This is a genomic window from Pseudomonas onubensis (assembly GCF_965653655.1).
GTDB lineage: Bacteria > Pseudomonadota > Gammaproteobacteria > Pseudomonadales > Pseudomonadaceae > Aquipseudomonas.
Map to the genome: position 1 here is coordinate 1 of NZ_CBFHAZ010000074.1, position 15,688 is coordinate 15,688.

A 15,688-nucleotide genomic window follows, 5' to 3' on the forward strand; every position below is an offset into this window, starting at 1 on the left:
AATGCGGTGTGTCAGTCAATTTATCTGTCACTGATACACCGCTTTCGCGAGCAAGCCCGCTCCCACAGTTGACCGCATGCGGTTTTGAATATGAGGTCGGCTGCGGATTTGCATGCACTGAAAATCTGCTTTTCTGTGGGATCTGCCAGCTCCCACCTTTGACCGAGTATGGCTCTGCTGTGGCTGTTGATGTTGCTCTGGCCCTTACATCCTTTTCGATGACGAAGTCAGCGGTCTTTTGATCTGCGCTTTTGATTGTGATCTTGATCTGAAATCGCCCCGTTAAACACGATGGCCGCAATTCGACAGGGATTTGGGGGGTAAACCGGCAGGGATGCCGGTTTAGCCGCGCTGGGCCAAGGATGGCCCATCGCGGCGGCCCCCCAAATCCCTGTCGGATTGCGGGCATGCCGAGCCATAGCGAGGCACCGAGTGTTGGGGCGAAGACTTTTTGGTTACTTTTGTGTCTTTACAAAAGTGACCCGCTGTAAGAGCGGAACCAATAGCAGCCGTTACCGCAGCAACGGATATGTACACCGAAAAACCGCCATCGCCGGACAACCAATTGCCACAGTCGAACGCCGGTGTTTCATAGCCACCACCGTTTCAACCTTTTTTTCACGTTGCAGTGGTTAAGCTGCGGTTCAAGGTCGTTCACCACCGTTCCACCCACATGAGCCCGCGATGTCGCCACAACCACCATCCTCTATCGAGATCGAATTCGCCGAACGCTGTGACCGCGAGCATGCCCAGGTCTGCGGCAACACGCGTCCGCCTGCGCTGCTCAAGCGTCTGGCGGCCTGGCGCGATGAACGGTTGGTGCGCCAGGCGTTGAAGGTGGCCGGTGAGCCGGGGCTGATCCTCGACCTGGCGTGTGGCTCTGGCCGGTTTTGGCCCGTGTTGGCCGAACACATCAACCGGGTGATCCTGGCCTCGGACAATTCACAGGACATGCTCGACCATGCGCGCACTCACCACCCGGCGGCGGTGCTCAAGCGGGTCAAAACATTCCAGGGTTCGGCGTTTTCCATCGGCCTGTCGGCCAACGCGGTGGACTGCATTTTCTGCCTGGAACTGTTTCGTCATGTGCCCGGCAGCGACGTGCGCATGGCGCTGTTGCGCGAATTCCACCGGGTCAGCCGCGACACAGTGATCGTCTCGGTGAACTCCCGCACACCGGTGGAGGACGAATTCCGCCAGGCCGGTTTCAAAGTCCTCCATCAACAGGAGTTCCTGCCGGGCTCCAAGCTGTGGCGTGTCTACGTTTTGCGTAAGAGAGGCTAACTCCTGCCTGCCGGACTATTCTCCATCTCTTGTAAGAGTTTTCATGATGGTGTGTGCACTGCGGATGCTCGCAAGTCCCTTTCGCGATATATACTGCGCGCCATTCTTCAAGGGAGAGCCGTGTGGCCATCGATATTCACTGGATCTGCGACAACGATAGCCTCGGCCAGCATTGCGCCGAATGGCAGCAGTTGCCATTCGTCGCCCTCGACACCGAATTCATGCGGGTCGACACTTTTTATCCCATTGCCGGGCTGATCCAGATCGGTGATGGCGTTCGCGCTTACCTGATCGACCCCCTGACCATCGACAACTGGCAACCCTTGGCCGCCTTGCTGGAGAACCCGGCGGTGATCAAGGTGGTGCACGCCTGCAGCGAAGACCTGGAAGTGCTGCTGCGCCTGACGGGCAGCCTGCCGGTGCCGTTGTTCGACACTCAATTGGCAGCGGCTTACCTGAACCTCGGTTTTTCCATGGGCTACTCGCGCCTGGTGCAAGCAGTGCTCGACATCGAGCTGCCCAAGGGTGAGACCCGCTCGGACTGGCTGCAGCGGCCACTGTCCGAGACGCAGGTGAGCTACGCCGCCGAAGATGCGGTACACCTGGCCGAAGTCTATGTGCGCTTGCGCCCGCAGTTGTCGGATGACAAATACGCCTGGGTATTGGATGACGGCGCCGAACTGGTGGCCAACCTGCGCCGTGAAGTCGACCCGTATGAGGTGTACCGCGACGCCAAGCTGGCGTGGAAACTCTCGCGTGCCCAGCTCGCCGTATTGCGCGAACTCTGCGCCTGGCGCGAGCAGCAGGCCCGCGCCCGAGACCTGCCGCGCAACCGCATCATTCGCGAACATTCGTTGTGGCCCCTGGCCAAATCCCAGCCGGATAACCTCGCCGCGTTGGGCAAGATCGAAGACATGCACCCGCGCACCGTGCGTCAGGATGGCCAGTTCCTGCTGGACCTGATCAAACGTGCCGGCAGTGTGTCGATGGACCAATGGCCGCCCGCCGTGGCTGAGCCGCTGCCGGTGGACGCCGCTGCGCTGATCAAGCAACTGCGCGCCCTGGGCCAGGCCGAAGCCGAACGCCTGGAGATGGCGCCGGAACTGATGCTGCGCAAGAAAACCCTCGAAGCCCTGGTTAAAAGTGGCTACCCCGATGGGCCTTATACATTGCCAGACTCGCTGCGTGGCTGGCGCCGCGAGTTGATGGGCCAGGCGCTGCTCGACAGCCTGGCCACTGCCGGAGAACAGCCTTGAAACGTATTTGCTCCATCTATCGCAGCTTGAAAAAAGACGGGATGTACCTCTACGTGCTCAAAAGCGATGCGCTGGAGCGCGTACCTGAGCCGTTGATGGCCGCCTTTGGCAAGGCCCATCTCGCGTTCGAGATGATACTGACGCCCGAGCGCAAGTTGTCGCGCGAGGACATTACCGTGGTCCTGGAAAACCTCGACAAGCAGGGCTACCACCTGCAAATGCCGCCGGCCGAGGACGAGTACATCGAGCACTTGCCCGAAGAGCTGCTGCGCCGCAACGACCCGATGTAACCGGTCAGTGCCCCGTTCGGGGCACGTTCTTTTATGGACTCGTATTCGATGGGCGGTGGCCGTAAGGAAGCGGGCGGCCGTCTGCAGTGTTTTTGAAAGGTTTGAACCATGCGTGTTCTGATTGCTGAACAGGATCACCCGCTCTACGCCCAATTGCTGAGCGAAGCGGCCCCGGACGTTGAGGTGTTGACCAGCGGCGACTCGGCCGAACTGTCGCGCCTGGCCGCCGATTGCCCGGTATGGCTGGGCCAGCCGGACCTGCTTGCCACGTTGCTGCGCCAAGGGCATAAGCCGCAATGGCTGCAATCAACTTGGGCGGGTATTACGCCGCTGCTGGCCGATGGCTTGCCGCGCGACTATCGCCTGACCCGTGCGGTCGGCATTTTTGGCCAGGTCATGGCCGAGTTCGTGCTCACCTATATGCTCGGGCATGAGCGCGAAGTGCTGGCGCGGCTGGTCAGCCAGGTCGAGCGCAAGTGGGACAACCGCATGGGCCAAAGCCTGGCCGGGCGCAAGGTGCTGGTGGTTGGCACCGGCGATATCGGCCAAAGCGTTGCTGATTTTTTGCTGCCGTTCGGCGTCAAGCTCTACGGGATTGCCAGCAGCGCGCGGGAACAGGCACCGTTTATCGAAGTGGCTGGGTTGGAACAACTGAGCCGGCTGGTGGGCGAGGTGGATTATGTGATCAACCTGCTGCCCAACACCCCCGAAACCCATGATTTGTACGACGCGGCGTTGTTCAAGCAATTCAAGCCGACCGGGTTGTTTATCAACGTCGGACGCGGCGTAGCAGTGGTTGATGCCGATTTGGTCGAAGCATTGAAAGAAGGCCACCTGGCCGGCGCGGTGATCGATGTATGCCGTCAGGAGCCACTGCCGCAGCGCCATCCGTTCTGGACCGCCTGGGGCTTGCTGCTGACCGGGCACAGTTCCGCACCGACGTCGCCGGGGATGATGGTGGAGTTGTTTGTGCAGAATCTGCGGGCTTATCAGGCCAAGGACGCGCTGCGCGGGGAAGTCAGCTTCGAACGCGGTTACTGACCCAACACCGGAAAAATGTGGGAGCGGGCTTGCTCGCGAATGCGGAGGGTCAGGCACTAAATGTGTCGACTGATACACCGCTTTCGCGAGCAAGCCCGCTCCCACATTGGTTCTACGCAAGGCTTACAGGCTGAAGTCACCTTCCGACACCAGCTCGCTCAGCGGCTTGCGCGGGCTCGGCGCTTCACGACCTTGCAGGTACTCCGGCAAGCTCGACTTGTCCCCCAGCTTGCCCACGGCCACAGCCGCATGCAGCGCGTAACCTTCTGGAATCTTCAACTCCTTGCGGGTCAGCTCCTGATCGAACCCGGCCATGCCGTGGGTGTGCCAGCCGCTGATACTGGCTTGCAGCGCCAGGTGGCCCCAGGCCGAACCGGTGTCGAAGGTGTGCCACAAGGCCGGGGTTTCTTCGCTGGCGCCAGGCGCGGTGAAGTCGGTTTTAGAGGCGATGATTACCAGGGCCGACGCGTGTTGCGCCCAATTACGGTTGAATTCGTTGAGCAGGCCCAGGAAACGCTCCCAGTTTGGCGTGTCGCGGCGCGCGTAGAGAAAGCGCCATGGCTGCGAGTTGTAGGCCGATGGCGCCCAGCGTGCGGCTTCGAAGAAACTCAGCAGCGTCTCTTGCGGGATGCTTTCGCCGGTAAAGGCGCGCGGCGACCAGCGTTCGGTGAATTGGGTGTGGATCGGGTAATCGGCAACGCGTGTCATGGGCAGTTCCTGATCGTCAATTCGGCCCTCAAAGCTACTGCGCGCCCACTAGACTGACAAGTGTTGTTACACCGCCAGTCGTAAGCGCTTGGTTCCGGGGGCCTTGGGCACTAGACTGGCGGCCTTTTCACCTACCGATACTGATGTAGAGCCATGGCCGCCAAAGTCGAACCTTTCTGGATACGCAAAACCCTTGAACACCTCGACCAGGAGGAGTGGGAGTCGTTGTGCGACGGCTGTGGCCTGTGCTGCCTGCAAAAGCTTGAGGATGAAGAGGACAACAGCGTCTATTACACGCGCATCGCCTGCAAACTGCTGGACCTCAAAACCTGCCAGTGCAGCGACTACGCCAACCGCCGCGCCTCGGTGCCTGATTGCATCCAGCTCACGCCGGGCCAGGCCGACCAGTTCAAATGGCTGCCGCCGACCTGCGGCTACCGCCTGGTCAGCGAACGCAAGGACCTGCCGCTGTGGCACCACTTGGTGTGTGGCGACCGCGATGCCGTGCACCATGAACGCATTTCCCAGTCCGGCCGCATGCTCGCCGAAGGCAGCGTGCCCGAAGATGACTGGGAGGATTACCTGATCTTCCGCGCAGGCTGAAAAAAGGAGTGTGTATGAGGGTGGCAACCCGGCTGGCGGCATCGTTGGTGCTGCTGGCACTGAGCCTGCCTGCGTGGTGCGCGAAGAAAGTCGACCTCGATTATCACGTCAAGCTGCTGCCCCAGAGTGATCAGGCCGAGGTGCGCGTGAGCCTGTCCCAGGGCTCGGCCGTGCGCAGCCTGAACTTCGACCTGGGCCGTGACGGCGATTACAGCGACTTCAAGGCCGACGGCCAATGGCAGGTCACCGGCAGCCGTGGCCTGTGGCAACCCAGCGCCGACAAGGCCAGCCTGACTTACCGCGTGCGCCTCACCCATGCGCGCAAGGCGGGCGTGTATGAGGCGCGAATGACACCGAGCTGGGCGCTGTTTCGCGGCGAAGACCTGGTGCCGGCTGCGCGGTTGGACCAGCAGGATGGTATCGAGCTGGTGTCGCGTCTGATGTTCGAGTTGCCGGCCGGCTGGAAAAGCGTTGAAACCGCCTGGCCGCGTGTCGGCAAGCACAAATTCCGTATCGACAACGTGTCTCGCCTGTTCGACCGGCCCACCGGCTGGATGCTCGCGGGTAACCTGGGCAGTCGTCGCGTGCGGCTGGGTGAAACCGAAGTCACCGTGGCCTCGCCCAAGGGCCAGGCCATGCGCCGCATGGACGTGCTGACGCTGCTGACGTTCGTGTGGCCGCAAGTAGAAGCCGCGTTGCCGCGCCATCCGGCCAAGCTGTTGATCGTTGGCGCCGGCGACCCGCTGCGCCGTGGCGCGTTCTCGGCGCGCGATTCGATCTACCTCAACAGTCGCACGCCGCTGATCAGCGAAAACGGCAGCAGCGCGTTGCTGCGCGAAGTGGTGCAAGCCATTGGCCGTTTTAACGACCACGATACCAGTGACTGGATCAGCGAAGGGTTGGGCGAGTATTACGCCATTGAACTGCTGCGGCGTGCCGGCGGCATTACCGATGAGCGTTATGCGGCAATCCAGACGCGGTTGGCCAAGGAAGGCAAGGGCGTGACCAGCCTGCGCGGCGATCAGGTCAACGGTGCGACCGTGGCGCGGGCAGTCCTGGTGTTGCAGGAGCTGGACCGCGAGATCCGCGTCAAGACCCACAACAAGCGCTCGCTGGATGATCTGGCGCAGGCGGTGATGCGGGCGAACAGTGTTAATACGGCGGAGTTTGTGCAGTTGGCCGAGAGTGTGATTGGCGAATCGTCGGTGGTGCTGGACTCCAAGTTACTGCGCTGATTTCCAGTCTTGCACACAGCAAAAATGTGGGAGCGGCGGTTCGACGCTTCGACTTGCTCGCGAATACGGTGTGTCAGCCAAACACATGGCGACTGACACTGCGCTTTCGCGAGCAAGCCCGCTCCCACAGTTGACCGCGTTCAGTTTGACTACTTAGTGGCTTTCTCCGCCGCCACTTCAGCCTTGGTCTTCAAGTTCTTCAACTCTTCGCCCGCGCGTTCGATCTTGGTACGCACGCTGTTCATTTCCTGGCGGCCTTGCTCCAGCTTGTCTTTGAGCGAGCTGTGCCCGGTCACGCCGCGCACCAGCGCCACGCCACCAAGCGCCACCTGGATCAGCCCGAAGATGCCGCCACGGCGCAGGCCTTTGCCGACCATCATCACACCGCCGGCCACCGAAAGAATGCGTTCCGACCCGTGCACGTTTTGCTCGCTTTTGGGCGCTGGTTGCAGGTGTTCGATGATAGGTCGCAGGGTTTTGCTGTCGCTCATGGTGTGTCTCCAACAAAGGCAAGTGTAAGTAGCTGACTGTTTGCAGGCGCCGGATGTTCCCGAAATATCAGTACTTGGGGCCTGAGCGGGTGTTGTTGCCCTTGGCCAAACGGTCGTAGAGCACCACATTGACGGTGGCGGCCAGGTTCATGCAGCCGGTGGTCGGGATGTACACCACGTCTTCACACCAATCGCGGATCTCTTTGTCCAGCGAGCCGTCTTCGGGGCCGAAGATGTACAGCGCGCGGTCGGGGTGCGTGTACTCGGGCAGCGGGCGGGCGCCTTCCACCAGCTCCACGGCGACCGGGATACAGCCCAGCGGCAGGATCTTTTTAAGGTCATCGATGCCGATCAACGGTATGTCGTGGTGGACCTTCTTGGTGTCGGTGATGAAGTCCCGGGCGCGCTCGTAACGCACGCCGGTGTAAAACACCGAGGCCACGCCGTAGCAGCCGGCGGCGCGCATCACCGAGCCGACGTTTTCGGGGGATTTGGGGTTATACAGACCGATGCAGCTGTAGCGTTTATTGCCCACGGGGAAGGGTGCCTTAAAAAAGGCAGCAGTATAGCGGCAAGCTACAAGCTACAAGCTACAAGCTGCAAGTAAAAGCAACATGGCTTTTTCTTGCGGCTTGTAGCTTGAAACTTGCAGCTACTTACTTTTTCATCAACCCCGCCAACGCCGCAAACGGGTTGTGCGTCGCCTTGGCAATCGTCGGGCTGCTGGTGGAGCCTTCGCCGAAGTACTGCTGGTCGGTGTAGCGCGAGTGTTCGTTGTCGTGGCAATACAGGCACAGCAACTCCCAGTTGGAACCGTCCTGGGGGTTGTCATCATGATTGTGGTTGCGATGGTGTACGGTCAGTTCGCTCAAGCGTTTGCCGGCAAACTCACGGGCACAGCGGCCGCACACGTGCGGGTACATCTTCAAGGCTTTGTCGCGGTAGCCCATTTCCCGGTCGCGCTGGGCATCGGCGAGGATGCGGTCGAGCTTGGCGGTTTGGGAGGGCGGGTTGGTCGAGCTCATCATGGCTCCTGGCTATTTGGGGGTTCACGGATAGGGTTGATTCTAGCCGCTCGCGCGGCAAATGACCGCTGGCTTTTTCAGCTGCGGTACAGCCGGGCTTGGGCGAACGTTTGTAGTATCGGCACATTCACTTCACAAGGACCTGAAACCTATGCGTGTGTACACATGGACCGCAGCCCTGCTGCTCAGCGCGCTGGCCGCTCAAGCCCAGGCGTTCTCTACACCCAGGCCCGGCCAGGTAATCGAGGTGGCCCTTGAGCAACTGCACCCGACCCAGGCCGTGGTGGGCTTTGACCAGATCTACTACAGCCTGGGGCTGTTCGCCGACAAACCGGCCAAGGTGTTCGACGAATACTGCGAAACCAACGGCCAGGGCGCCGCCGACAACGTGCCGAAGAAAGCCGACCTGCACCAACCCACCAGCTTTACCTGCAAGGACCCGGTGGGCACCCATCCCGATGACATGAAGACCGTGGTGGTCGGCCCCGGTGGCCAGTTGTACCTGACCGACGGTCATCACAGTTTCACCACCTTGTGGGAAGTGCCCGGCGGCGGCCCGCAATTGAAAATGTGGGTCAAGGTGACCGATGACTTCAGCAACAGCGCCGACATGAACACCTTCTGGCAGCGTATGGAGGCGGCCCGCAAGGTCTGGCTCAAGGACAACCAAGGCCAGACCCTGCCGCCGCAGCAACTGCCTGCGCACCTGGGCTTCAAGAACCTGCAGGACGACACGTTTCGCAGCCTGGTGTATTTCACCCGCAAGGCCGCCTACGGCAAGCCGGACGATGGCGCGATTGCCCCGGAATTCCTGGAGTTCTACTGGGGCAACTGGCTGCGCACACAGATTGATTTGAAGGCGTACAACCTGAACAAAAAGGGCGGCTACAAGGATGCGATTGAAGCGGTGGCCAAGCGCATGGTCAGCATGGCGCCGGGTTCACAGGTGGGCAGCAGCGGTTTTACTGCCAGGCAGCTCGGCGGTATGACCCAACTGGACCAGGGCGAGCTGGAAAAGACCTTCGAGAAAAAAGTGCCGTATGTGATCGACTATCGCAAATCCAGAGGCTGATACAAGGCCAAAATGTGGGAGCGGGCTTGCTCGCGAATGCGGTAGTTCAGTCACTGATGCACTGACTGACGCTCCGCTTTCGCGAGCAAGCCCGCTCCCACATTTGGATCTATGGCGTTTGTGGGATTTGCCTCAGCCCTTGAGCTTCTCGGCAATCCAGATGGTATGCCGGGTGCCCTTGTTGCCATGGGCAAACACTTGCACTTCCTCGGCCTTGAACCCGGCCTTGCGCAGTTTGTCGCTGAACAGTTTGTCGGCGCTGGCTGACCACACTGCCAGCACGCCTTTAGGCCGCAGCGCGTTGGCACACGCGGCCAGGCCACCGGCCGAATACAGCCAGCTGTTGGCCTTCTGCGTCAGGCCTTCGGGGCCGTTGTCCACATCCAGCATGATCGCGTCAAAGCCCTGGGGCTCGGCCTGCAGCACTTTGGCCACGTCTTCCATGCGGATCACCGTGCGTGGGTCCAGCAGCGGGCGGCCGGACTTTTCCCCCAGTGGGCCGCGGTTCCATTCCACTACGCCGGGCACCAATTCCGCCACCACCACTTCGGCGCTCTTGCCCAAATGCTTGAGGGCCGACGCCAGGGTAAAGCCCATGCCCAGGCCGCCGATCAATACCCGCGAGCCCGGCCTGCCCGCGACTTTGCGGCAAGGAATTTCCGCCAGCGCGTCTTCGGAGCCATGCATGCGCGTGTTCATCAACTGGCCGCCGTCACCGCCCTGGATCTTGATGACAAAATCCTCGCCGTATTCGAACAGGCACAAGGCACCGCCGTTGTCGGGGATCGGAGTGGTGTCGAGCAGAACGAAACGTTTCATGGAAATCTCATTGGGAAGGGCATTCTTGCGCGGTTGGGAGTAGCCTTACGACATTCCGGTCAGGCCATGGAGCCATCGATGAAGTGCAGCATTCTAACGGTCATTGCGTTAAGCGCGCTCACATTGGGTGCGGCGCAGGCGCAAGAGGCGCAAACCGTGCCCGTGGCGCCTACGCCAACCCCCGGCGCGCCGGGCACGCCGACGCCCACCTTGTACCCGCAAGTCACCCCGCCCGTGGCGCCCAAAGCCACCGCGAATGGTTCACCCGCACTGGTGCCGATTGTGTTGCCAACGCCGCCCAAGGATCAGACGGTGCCCGGCCTGCTGCAAAATGACAGCAAGCCGAAGACGCCCGGTGGTTAAAATTGCTGTGACAGTAATTGCCCGTCGGCCATGCGCAGGCGCTTGGACAAGGCAATCGCAATCGCGCGAATGATCTTGGCCGCCACCCTGGGTGCCTCGTTGAGCATTTTTTCCAGCGCATCCTTGCCCAGGTTCAACAGCACGCAGTCACTGGCGGCAACGCAACTGGCAGAGCGCCGCTCGCCGTCCAGCACGGCCATTTCGCCAAAGGCCCGGCCGCTGCGCAGGGTGGTGATGGTCAGGCGCTGGCCGCTATGATTGGTTTTTTGCACGGCCACCTGGCCGCTGTGCAGGATGCACATGAAGGTGCCGGCATCGCCCTCAAGGAAAATCACCTCGTCGCGGGCGATGCTGCTGATATTGAAGTAGCCGGCGGCCACGTGAAAATCTTCCGGTAACAGCGGGTCGAACAGGCCGCAATCCATGAGCATGTCGCGGATTTCGTTGTTCATCAGAGTCGGTAGTGGCATAGCTGCAATCTTGGTCCATCAATCAAGTCGGGCGGTCTTGTGTTCAGACAGGACCGCCCCACTAAGTTCCTTAAACGAGGCCCAGGGCCTTGAAGACAAATCCATATTCGAGCGCTACGTCACGTAATCCCTGATAACGCCCGCTCATCCCGCCATGCCCGGCACCGAGTTCGGTCTTGAGCAGCAGCAGGTTGTTATCCGTTTTGGTGTCGCGCAATTTGGCCACCCACTTGGCCGCTTCCCAATACTGCACACGGCTGTCGTTGTAACCGGCGATCACCAGCATGTGCGGGTAAGCCTGGGCCTGGACGTTTTCGTACGGCGCGTAAGCCTTGATGCGTTCATACACCTCGGGTTCTTGCGGGTTGCCCCACTCGTCGTACTCGGTGATGGTCAGCGGCAGGTCCGGGTCGAGCATGGTGTTGAGCACATCGACAAACGGCACTTCGGCAATCGCCGCCTGGAACAGCTCAGGGCGTTGATTGAGCACCGCGCCGATCAACAGGCCGCCGGCGCTGCCGCCGCTGATAGCCAGTTGCTTGGCGGTGGTCAGCCCTTCGGCGATCAAGTGCTCGGCGCAGGCGATAAAGTCGCTGAACGTGTTCTGTTTATGTTCCTGCTTGCCATTGCGATACCAGGCTTCACCCAGTTCGCCGCCGCCACGCACATGCGCGATGGCAAAGGCCACGCCGCGTTCCAGCAGGCTCAGGCGCGCATGGGAAAACCACGGGTCGAGGCTTGAACCGTAGGCGCCGTAGCCATAGAGGTACAGCGGCGTGGGTTTGCCCATTTGATCACGTTTGACCACCAGGCTGATCGGCACCTGAGTGCCATCTGCGGAAGTGGCCCACAGCCGTTGGCTGACATAATCGTCGGCGTTGAACACGCCGAGAACCGGGGTTTCCTTGAGCACCACCTGCGCGCCGCTGGCCAGTTCAAGCTGGCGCACCTGGGCCGGACGGTTCAGGGCTTCGTAACGCAGGCGGATCTTGTCGCTGGCAAATTCCAGGCTGTTCTGCACGTAAAGGCTGTAGGCGGCGTCAGGCAATTCCACACGGTAGGCGGTCGAACCCTGCGGGTGCACTTCTATCACCGGCAGGCCGCCGATGCGCAGACTCAAGGTCATGGCGCCGGCATTGAGGGTCACGCCGTCGAGCATCACGTCGTCGCTGTGGGGGATCAGGTTTTGCCATTGGTCCTCAGTCGGCGCAGTGCCAGTGTCGGCGGCGACGAACAGCGCATAGTTGATGCCGTCACGGTTGCTGCGGATAAACCAGGTCCATTGGTCATCCAGCATGCCGTGGTCGACATCGTATTCATGGTCTTCAACCCGTGGCGCCAGGCAGGTGAAAGCCTGCTGCGGCTGCTCTGCATCCAACACCCAGATTTCGCTGGTGGTCTTGCTGCCCAGGGCCAACAGCAATTGGCGCTCGGAGCTGGAACGGTAGCAATGCAGGAAGAACCGCCCATCGGGCTCGTGGAACACTTCCTGCGCTGCCGTGCCATCCAGGCGGTAGCGGTAAAGCTTGTGTGGGCGATGGGTGTCGTCCAGCTCACCGAAGAACAGCGTCAGGCTGTCGTTGGCCCAGGTCATGCTGCCGTCGCAGTCTTCGAACTCCAGTTCGCTGACTTTGCCGGTGGCCAATTCCTTCACGTACAGGGTGTAAATCTCTTCACCGCTGGTGTCGAGGCTGTAGGCCAGGCGCTGGTGGTCGGGGCTGATGCTGAATGCGCCGAGGGAGAAGAAGCCGCCGTTGGCCAGCACGTTCGGGTCCAGCAGTAACTCCTCGCTGCTTTCGTCCACCGTATTGCAGTCATCCGCCGGGCGGCGGCAGCGGTAGTGGCGGGCGTATTCATCACCGGCGGTGGTGCGTGTGTAATACAGGTACGGGCCCCACGGCGAAGGCAACGACAGGTCGGTTTCCAGGATGCGGCCCTTGATCTCTTCGAACAGGGTCTCACGCAGGGCGTTCTGGTCGGCGAGCTGGGCTTCCTGCCAGGCGTTTTCGGCCTTTAGGTAATCGAGCACTTCAGCTGTGTCACGCTCTTGCAGCCAGGCGTACGGGTCGGGGCCTTGGGCCTTGCGGGCGATCGGGGCAGTCGATATAGGCATGGATCACTCTCTGTCTGGCGGATGGTGGCAGGCATTGCAGCCGAGACACGCAAAAGCCGTTATCATAGCCGCCTCTTTGCCAGCCTTGCCATGGACACCATGACCGAGAACGACTATCTGACCGCTTGGGGCCTTTACGCCTTCGCCGCTTTGGGCTGCCTGTTGGTGTGGTGGCGCATGACCCGCTGGATCTGGCGCTGGCTGCGCGAGCCGCTGCAATTGCTGATGGCGGTGTTGCTGTTCAGCCCGACCATCGTCGACCCGGTCAAGACCCAGTTTGCGCCAGCCGTGGCCATTACCGCCCTGGACCTGGTGCTGCATGTGGGCAATAACGCCTGGCGGGCCATCTCCGACCTGTTCATGTACACGATGATCGCGTTTGCCGTGTATATCGTGATCGTGTTGATCCGTTGGCCCATCGAACGTGCCGCCAACGCCCGCCGTGAGCGCAAGGCCGCCGCCGACGCCGCACTGGCCGCCGAGCCGGTAGACGAAGACGACGAACCGTTCCGTCGCCCGGCGCCTGCCGGCAACCTGCGGGTTGAGCCGCGTCTTTAACGTTGTAAGCCCTGCAGCGAGAGCCCTGGCATGTGTGAATTATTGGGCATGAGTGCCAACGTCCCCACCGATATCGTGTTCAGCTTTACCGGGCTGATGCAGCGAGGCGGGCGTACCGGCCCCCACCGCGACGGTTGGGGCATCGCGTTTTACGAAGGCCGTGGCCTAAGGCTGTTCCAGGACCCGGCCGCGAGCAGCGAGTCGGAAGTCGCGTTGCTGGTGCAGCGTTACCCGATCAAAAGTGAAGTGGTGATTGGCCATATCCGCCAGGCCAATGTGGGCAAGGTGAGCCTGGCCAACACGCACCCGTTCGTGCGTGAACTGTGGGGCCGTAACTGGTGCTTTGCGCATAACGGCCAATTGGCCGACTTCAACCCGCGCGCCACTTTCTACCGGCCGGTGGGCGATACCGACAGCGAAGCGGCGTTCTGTGACCTGCTCAATCGCGTGCGCGAAGCCTTCCCGGAGCCTGTCGACATCGAGCAAGTGCTGCCGGACCTGATCGCCGCCTGCGCCGAATACCGCAGCAAAGGCGTGTTCAACTGCCTGCTCAGCGACGGTGACTGGCTGTTTTGCTACTGCTCGACCAAACTGGCACAGATCACCCGGCGCGCACCGTTTGGCCCGGCGCGCTTGAAAGATGTCGACGTGATCGTCGATTTTCAGGCCGAAACCACGCCCAATGACGTGGTCACGGTGATCGCCACCGAACCCTTGACCGACAATGAAAACTGGACCCGCTACGAACCGGGCCAATGGAGCCTGTGGCGACGTGGTGAATGCGTCAGCCAAGGCGTTACCGAGTAAGGATATCGACCATGTTGCTCAGTTATCTGCGGTTGGTGCTGTTTGCCATTGGCTTGTTGGTCGGCGTGCAAGTGCCGGGGTTTATCAACGACTACGCCAAGCGCGTCGAAGCCCATTTGATCGAGGCCCAGACCGGCCTGCGCGGCTTTGATGCCACGGCGCAGCAGTTCTTCAATGGTGACTTGCAGGCGTTGGTGGCCCATTACCGCGCCAGTGATGATCCGGTGTTTCGCAGCGATGCCAACAGCCTGGGCACTTTGCTCGATCGTCAGGTGGCGTTGGACAAGCAGTTCCAGGCCATGCAAGGCCCGTGGTACATCCGCGCGCTGCAAGTGGCGGTGGCTGCCGACCCGGATATCCGCCTGGAAACCTGGAATGGCTACAGCTACCAGATCCTGCTGACGCCTGAGGCGATGGGTTGGGGCCTGGGCGGGGCGATGCTGTTGTCGTTCGGCATCGAATGCCTGTTCCGCCTGATCGACTGGGTGGTGTTGGGCGGCAAGCGCCTGCGCCAGAGCCGGCCGATCGAAGAGCGTGACCTTAAAGGCCTCTAAAGATGATCGTTCCCACGCTCTGCGTGGGAATGCCTCTTGTGACGCTCTGCGTCATTGGCTTAGTACCATCCTTTCTTCACCCACTTCCTCGGCATACCGCGCCACCACCTTCTGACACAACCCCACAATCTCCTCCACCAACTCCACCCCCACACGCCACGACACCACCACCTGCAAATTCGGCAAGCGTTGCGCCATCGGCAGCATCACCAGCTCTCCGCGTGCCAGTTCTTCCATCACCAGCACCGGCGGTAACGCGCCAATGCCGAACCCATCGCGCAGCAAGCGAGTAATCGCCGACACCGAGTTCACACAGTTCATGCGTGGCGCGGCGACGCCGTTGGCTTGCATCAGGCTCAGTACATCCTGGTGCGGGTGGGAGTTTTTCGAGTAGGTAATGATGCGCTCCTGGGCCAGTTCGGCGAGGGAGGCGTAGTCGCGGTTGTAGATGGATTGGCTGGCGACGATCCAGGCCATGGGGTGGCTGGCCAGCTCCAGGCTGCGCACGGTTTCCTGGCGCAGCAGGTCGGTTTGCAGGATCAGGTCGAGAAAGCCTTTTTGCAGCTGATCGCTGAGGTTTAACGCGGTATCGGCGACCAGTTCAATTTCTACTCGCGGGAAGTGCTCCATCAATTGCGCCACCAACTGGCTCAGCCAGGTGTGGATCACTGTGTCCATGGCGCCGATCCGGATGCGTCCGACCTTGCTGCTGGTGGTCTCCAGGGACTGCTTGAGGCCCTGCATGGTCACCATCATTTGCTCGGCATAATCGAGCACCTTCAAGCCTTCCGGGGTCAGGCTCACGCCGCGTGAGTCGCGCAGCAACAGCTTCACGCCCAACTCGCTCTCGAGCACGGCGATGCGGCTGGAAATCGAGGCCTGGGTGGTGAACAGCTTCTCGGCGGTCAGGCGAAAGCTTTTGAGCTTGGCCACCCAGACGAAGGTTTCGAGGAACTTCAAATTCATGGGATCAACTTTTCTTATGCTTGGATCGGTTTT

At 61.0% G+C, this 15,688-nt stretch carries 20 protein-coding genes; 12 read left to right on the forward strand and 8 right to left on the reverse strand.

Annotated features, from left to right (window positions below):
- From ACTD9P_RS21030 to ACTD9P_RS21050, 5 genes are all read left to right on the forward strand, one after another.
- On the forward strand, positions 1 to 242 hold a 242-nt coding region (locus ACTD9P_RS21030), incomplete at its 5' end, for a hypothetical protein (protein ID WP_438869208.1).
- A gap of 442 nt (positions 243 to 684) precedes the next feature.
- Complete coding sequence (locus ACTD9P_RS21035) at positions 685 to 1,284, forward strand: class I SAM-dependent methyltransferase (RefSeq protein WP_438869209.1); 600 nt, start codon at positions 685 to 687, stop codon at positions 1,282 to 1,284.
- A gap of 122 nt (positions 1,285 to 1,406) precedes the next feature.
- On the forward strand, positions 1,407 to 2,540 hold the full coding sequence (gene rnd / locus ACTD9P_RS21040; RefSeq protein ID WP_219267973.1) for a ribonuclease D: 1,134 nt from the start codon (positions 1,407 to 1,409) through the stop codon (positions 2,538 to 2,540).
- On the forward strand, positions 2,537 to 2,830 hold the full coding sequence (locus tag ACTD9P_RS21045) for a YcgL domain-containing protein (RefSeq protein WP_056857316.1): 294 nt from the start codon (positions 2,537 to 2,539) through the stop codon (positions 2,828 to 2,830). The genes rnd and ACTD9P_RS21045 overlap by 4 nt, the downstream gene beginning before the upstream one ends.
- Before the next feature lie 108 nt (positions 2,831 to 2,938).
- Positions 2,939 to 3,871 carry a D-2-hydroxyacid dehydrogenase gene (locus ACTD9P_RS21050; RefSeq protein WP_438869210.1) on the forward strand — a complete coding sequence of 311 codons (933 nt, stop codon included), beginning with the start codon at positions 2,939 to 2,941 and terminating at the stop codon, positions 3,869 to 3,871.
- A 123-nt stretch (positions 3,872 to 3,994) separates the two neighbouring features.
- Here ACTD9P_RS21050 and ACTD9P_RS21055 read toward each other — a convergent pair whose 3' ends face one another.
- A complete protein-coding gene (locus ACTD9P_RS21055; protein WP_438869211.1) occupies positions 3,995 to 4,579 on the reverse strand; it encodes a nitroreductase family protein in 585 nt (194 codons plus the stop codon).
- Positions 4,580 to 4,732: 153 nt separating this feature from the next.
- Between ACTD9P_RS21055 and ACTD9P_RS21060 the strand changes: the two genes are divergently transcribed.
- Together ACTD9P_RS21060 and ACTD9P_RS21065 are read left to right on the forward strand one after the other, a co-directional pair.
- Positions 4,733 to 5,182, forward strand: a complete 450-nt coding sequence (locus ACTD9P_RS21060) for a YcgN family cysteine cluster protein (RefSeq protein WP_138816255.1) — start codon at positions 4,733 to 4,735, stop codon at positions 5,180 to 5,182.
- Between the two features lie 14 nt (positions 5,183 to 5,196).
- Complete coding sequence (locus tag ACTD9P_RS21065; RefSeq protein ID WP_438869212.1) at positions 5,197 to 6,417, forward strand: hypothetical protein; 1,221 nt, start codon at positions 5,197 to 5,199, stop codon at positions 6,415 to 6,417.
- A gap of 149 nt (positions 6,418 to 6,566) precedes the next feature.
- On the opposite strand, the gene ACTD9P_RS21070 is transcribed toward ACTD9P_RS21065, so the two are convergent.
- The 3 genes from ACTD9P_RS21070 to ACTD9P_RS21080 all read right to left on the reverse strand — a co-directional run bounded on the left by ACTD9P_RS21070 (position 6,567) and on the right by ACTD9P_RS21080 (position 7,933).
- On the reverse strand, positions 6,567 to 6,908 hold the full coding sequence (locus ACTD9P_RS21070; RefSeq protein WP_438869213.1) for a YgaP family membrane protein: 342 nt from the start codon (positions 6,906 to 6,908) through the stop codon (positions 6,567 to 6,569).
- Between the two features lie 67 nt (positions 6,909 to 6,975).
- Positions 6,976 to 7,443, reverse strand: coding sequence for an RNA methyltransferase (locus ACTD9P_RS21075; RefSeq protein ID WP_003189607.1), 468 nt, complete (start codon positions 7,441 to 7,443; stop codon positions 6,976 to 6,978).
- A gap of 121 nt (positions 7,444 to 7,564) precedes the next feature.
- Positions 7,565 to 7,933: a YajD family HNH nuclease gene (locus tag ACTD9P_RS21080; RefSeq protein ID WP_438869214.1), complete on the reverse strand. Its 369-nt coding sequence runs from the start codon at positions 7,931 to 7,933 to the stop codon at positions 7,565 to 7,567.
- A gap of 151 nt (positions 7,934 to 8,084) precedes the next feature.
- Here ACTD9P_RS21080 and ACTD9P_RS21085 point away from each other — a divergent pair, with 151 nt between their 5' ends.
- Complete coding sequence (locus ACTD9P_RS21085) at positions 8,085 to 9,005, forward strand: ParB/Srx family N-terminal domain-containing protein (protein ID WP_438869215.1); 921 nt, start codon at positions 8,085 to 8,087, stop codon at positions 9,003 to 9,005.
- Between the two features lie 132 nt (positions 9,006 to 9,137).
- Here the strand turns inward: ACTD9P_RS21085 and ACTD9P_RS21090 are convergent, their stop codons facing one another.
- Complete coding sequence (locus ACTD9P_RS21090) at positions 9,138 to 9,824, reverse strand: spermidine synthase (RefSeq protein ID WP_438869216.1); 687 nt, start codon at positions 9,822 to 9,824, stop codon at positions 9,138 to 9,140.
- A 78-nt stretch (positions 9,825 to 9,902) separates the two neighbouring features.
- Here ACTD9P_RS21090 and ACTD9P_RS21095 point away from each other — a divergent pair, with 78 nt between their 5' ends.
- Positions 9,903 to 10,187, forward strand: coding sequence for a hypothetical protein (locus ACTD9P_RS21095; protein ID WP_200430562.1), 285 nt, complete (start codon positions 9,903 to 9,905; stop codon positions 10,185 to 10,187).
- Here the strand turns inward: ACTD9P_RS21095 and ACTD9P_RS21100 are convergent.
- The gene (locus ACTD9P_RS21100; protein WP_438869217.1) at positions 10,184 to 10,657 is read right to left on the reverse strand and encodes a cyclic nucleotide-binding domain-containing protein; all 474 of its coding nucleotides are present in this window, start codon (positions 10,655 to 10,657) and stop codon (positions 10,184 to 10,186) included. The genes ACTD9P_RS21095 and ACTD9P_RS21100 overlap by 4 nt on opposite strands.
- A 70-nt stretch (positions 10,658 to 10,727) precedes the next feature.
- A complete protein-coding gene (locus ACTD9P_RS21105; RefSeq protein ID WP_438869218.1) occupies positions 10,728 to 12,770 on the reverse strand; it encodes a S9 family peptidase in 2,043 nt (680 codons plus the stop codon).
- A gap of 21 nt (positions 12,771 to 12,791) precedes the next feature.
- Here ACTD9P_RS21105 and ACTD9P_RS21110 point away from each other — a divergent pair, with 21 nt between their 5' ends.
- From ACTD9P_RS21110 to ACTD9P_RS21120, 3 genes are read left to right on the forward strand one after another with little or no spacing between them, the layout of a single operon-like run.
- Complete coding sequence (locus tag ACTD9P_RS21110; protein WP_438869219.1) at positions 12,792 to 13,328, forward strand: MFS transporter; 537 nt, start codon at positions 12,792 to 12,794, stop codon at positions 13,326 to 13,328.
- A gap of 30 nt (positions 13,329 to 13,358) precedes the next feature.
- Positions 13,359 to 14,135, forward strand: coding sequence for a class II glutamine amidotransferase (locus ACTD9P_RS21115; RefSeq protein WP_003189615.1), 777 nt, complete (start codon positions 13,359 to 13,361; stop codon positions 14,133 to 14,135).
- 11 nt (positions 14,136 to 14,146) lie between these two features.
- Positions 14,147 to 14,689: a DUF2937 family protein gene (locus ACTD9P_RS21120; protein WP_099548664.1), complete on the forward strand. Its 543-nt coding sequence runs from the start codon at positions 14,147 to 14,149 to the stop codon at positions 14,687 to 14,689.
- A gap of 51 nt (positions 14,690 to 14,740) precedes the next feature.
- Here the strand turns inward: ACTD9P_RS21120 and ACTD9P_RS21125 are convergent, their stop codons facing one another.
- Positions 14,741 to 15,655, reverse strand: coding sequence for a LysR family transcriptional regulator (locus ACTD9P_RS21125; RefSeq protein ID WP_438869220.1), 915 nt, complete (start codon positions 15,653 to 15,655; stop codon positions 14,741 to 14,743).
- Positions 15,656 to 15,688 lie beyond the last annotated feature (33 nt).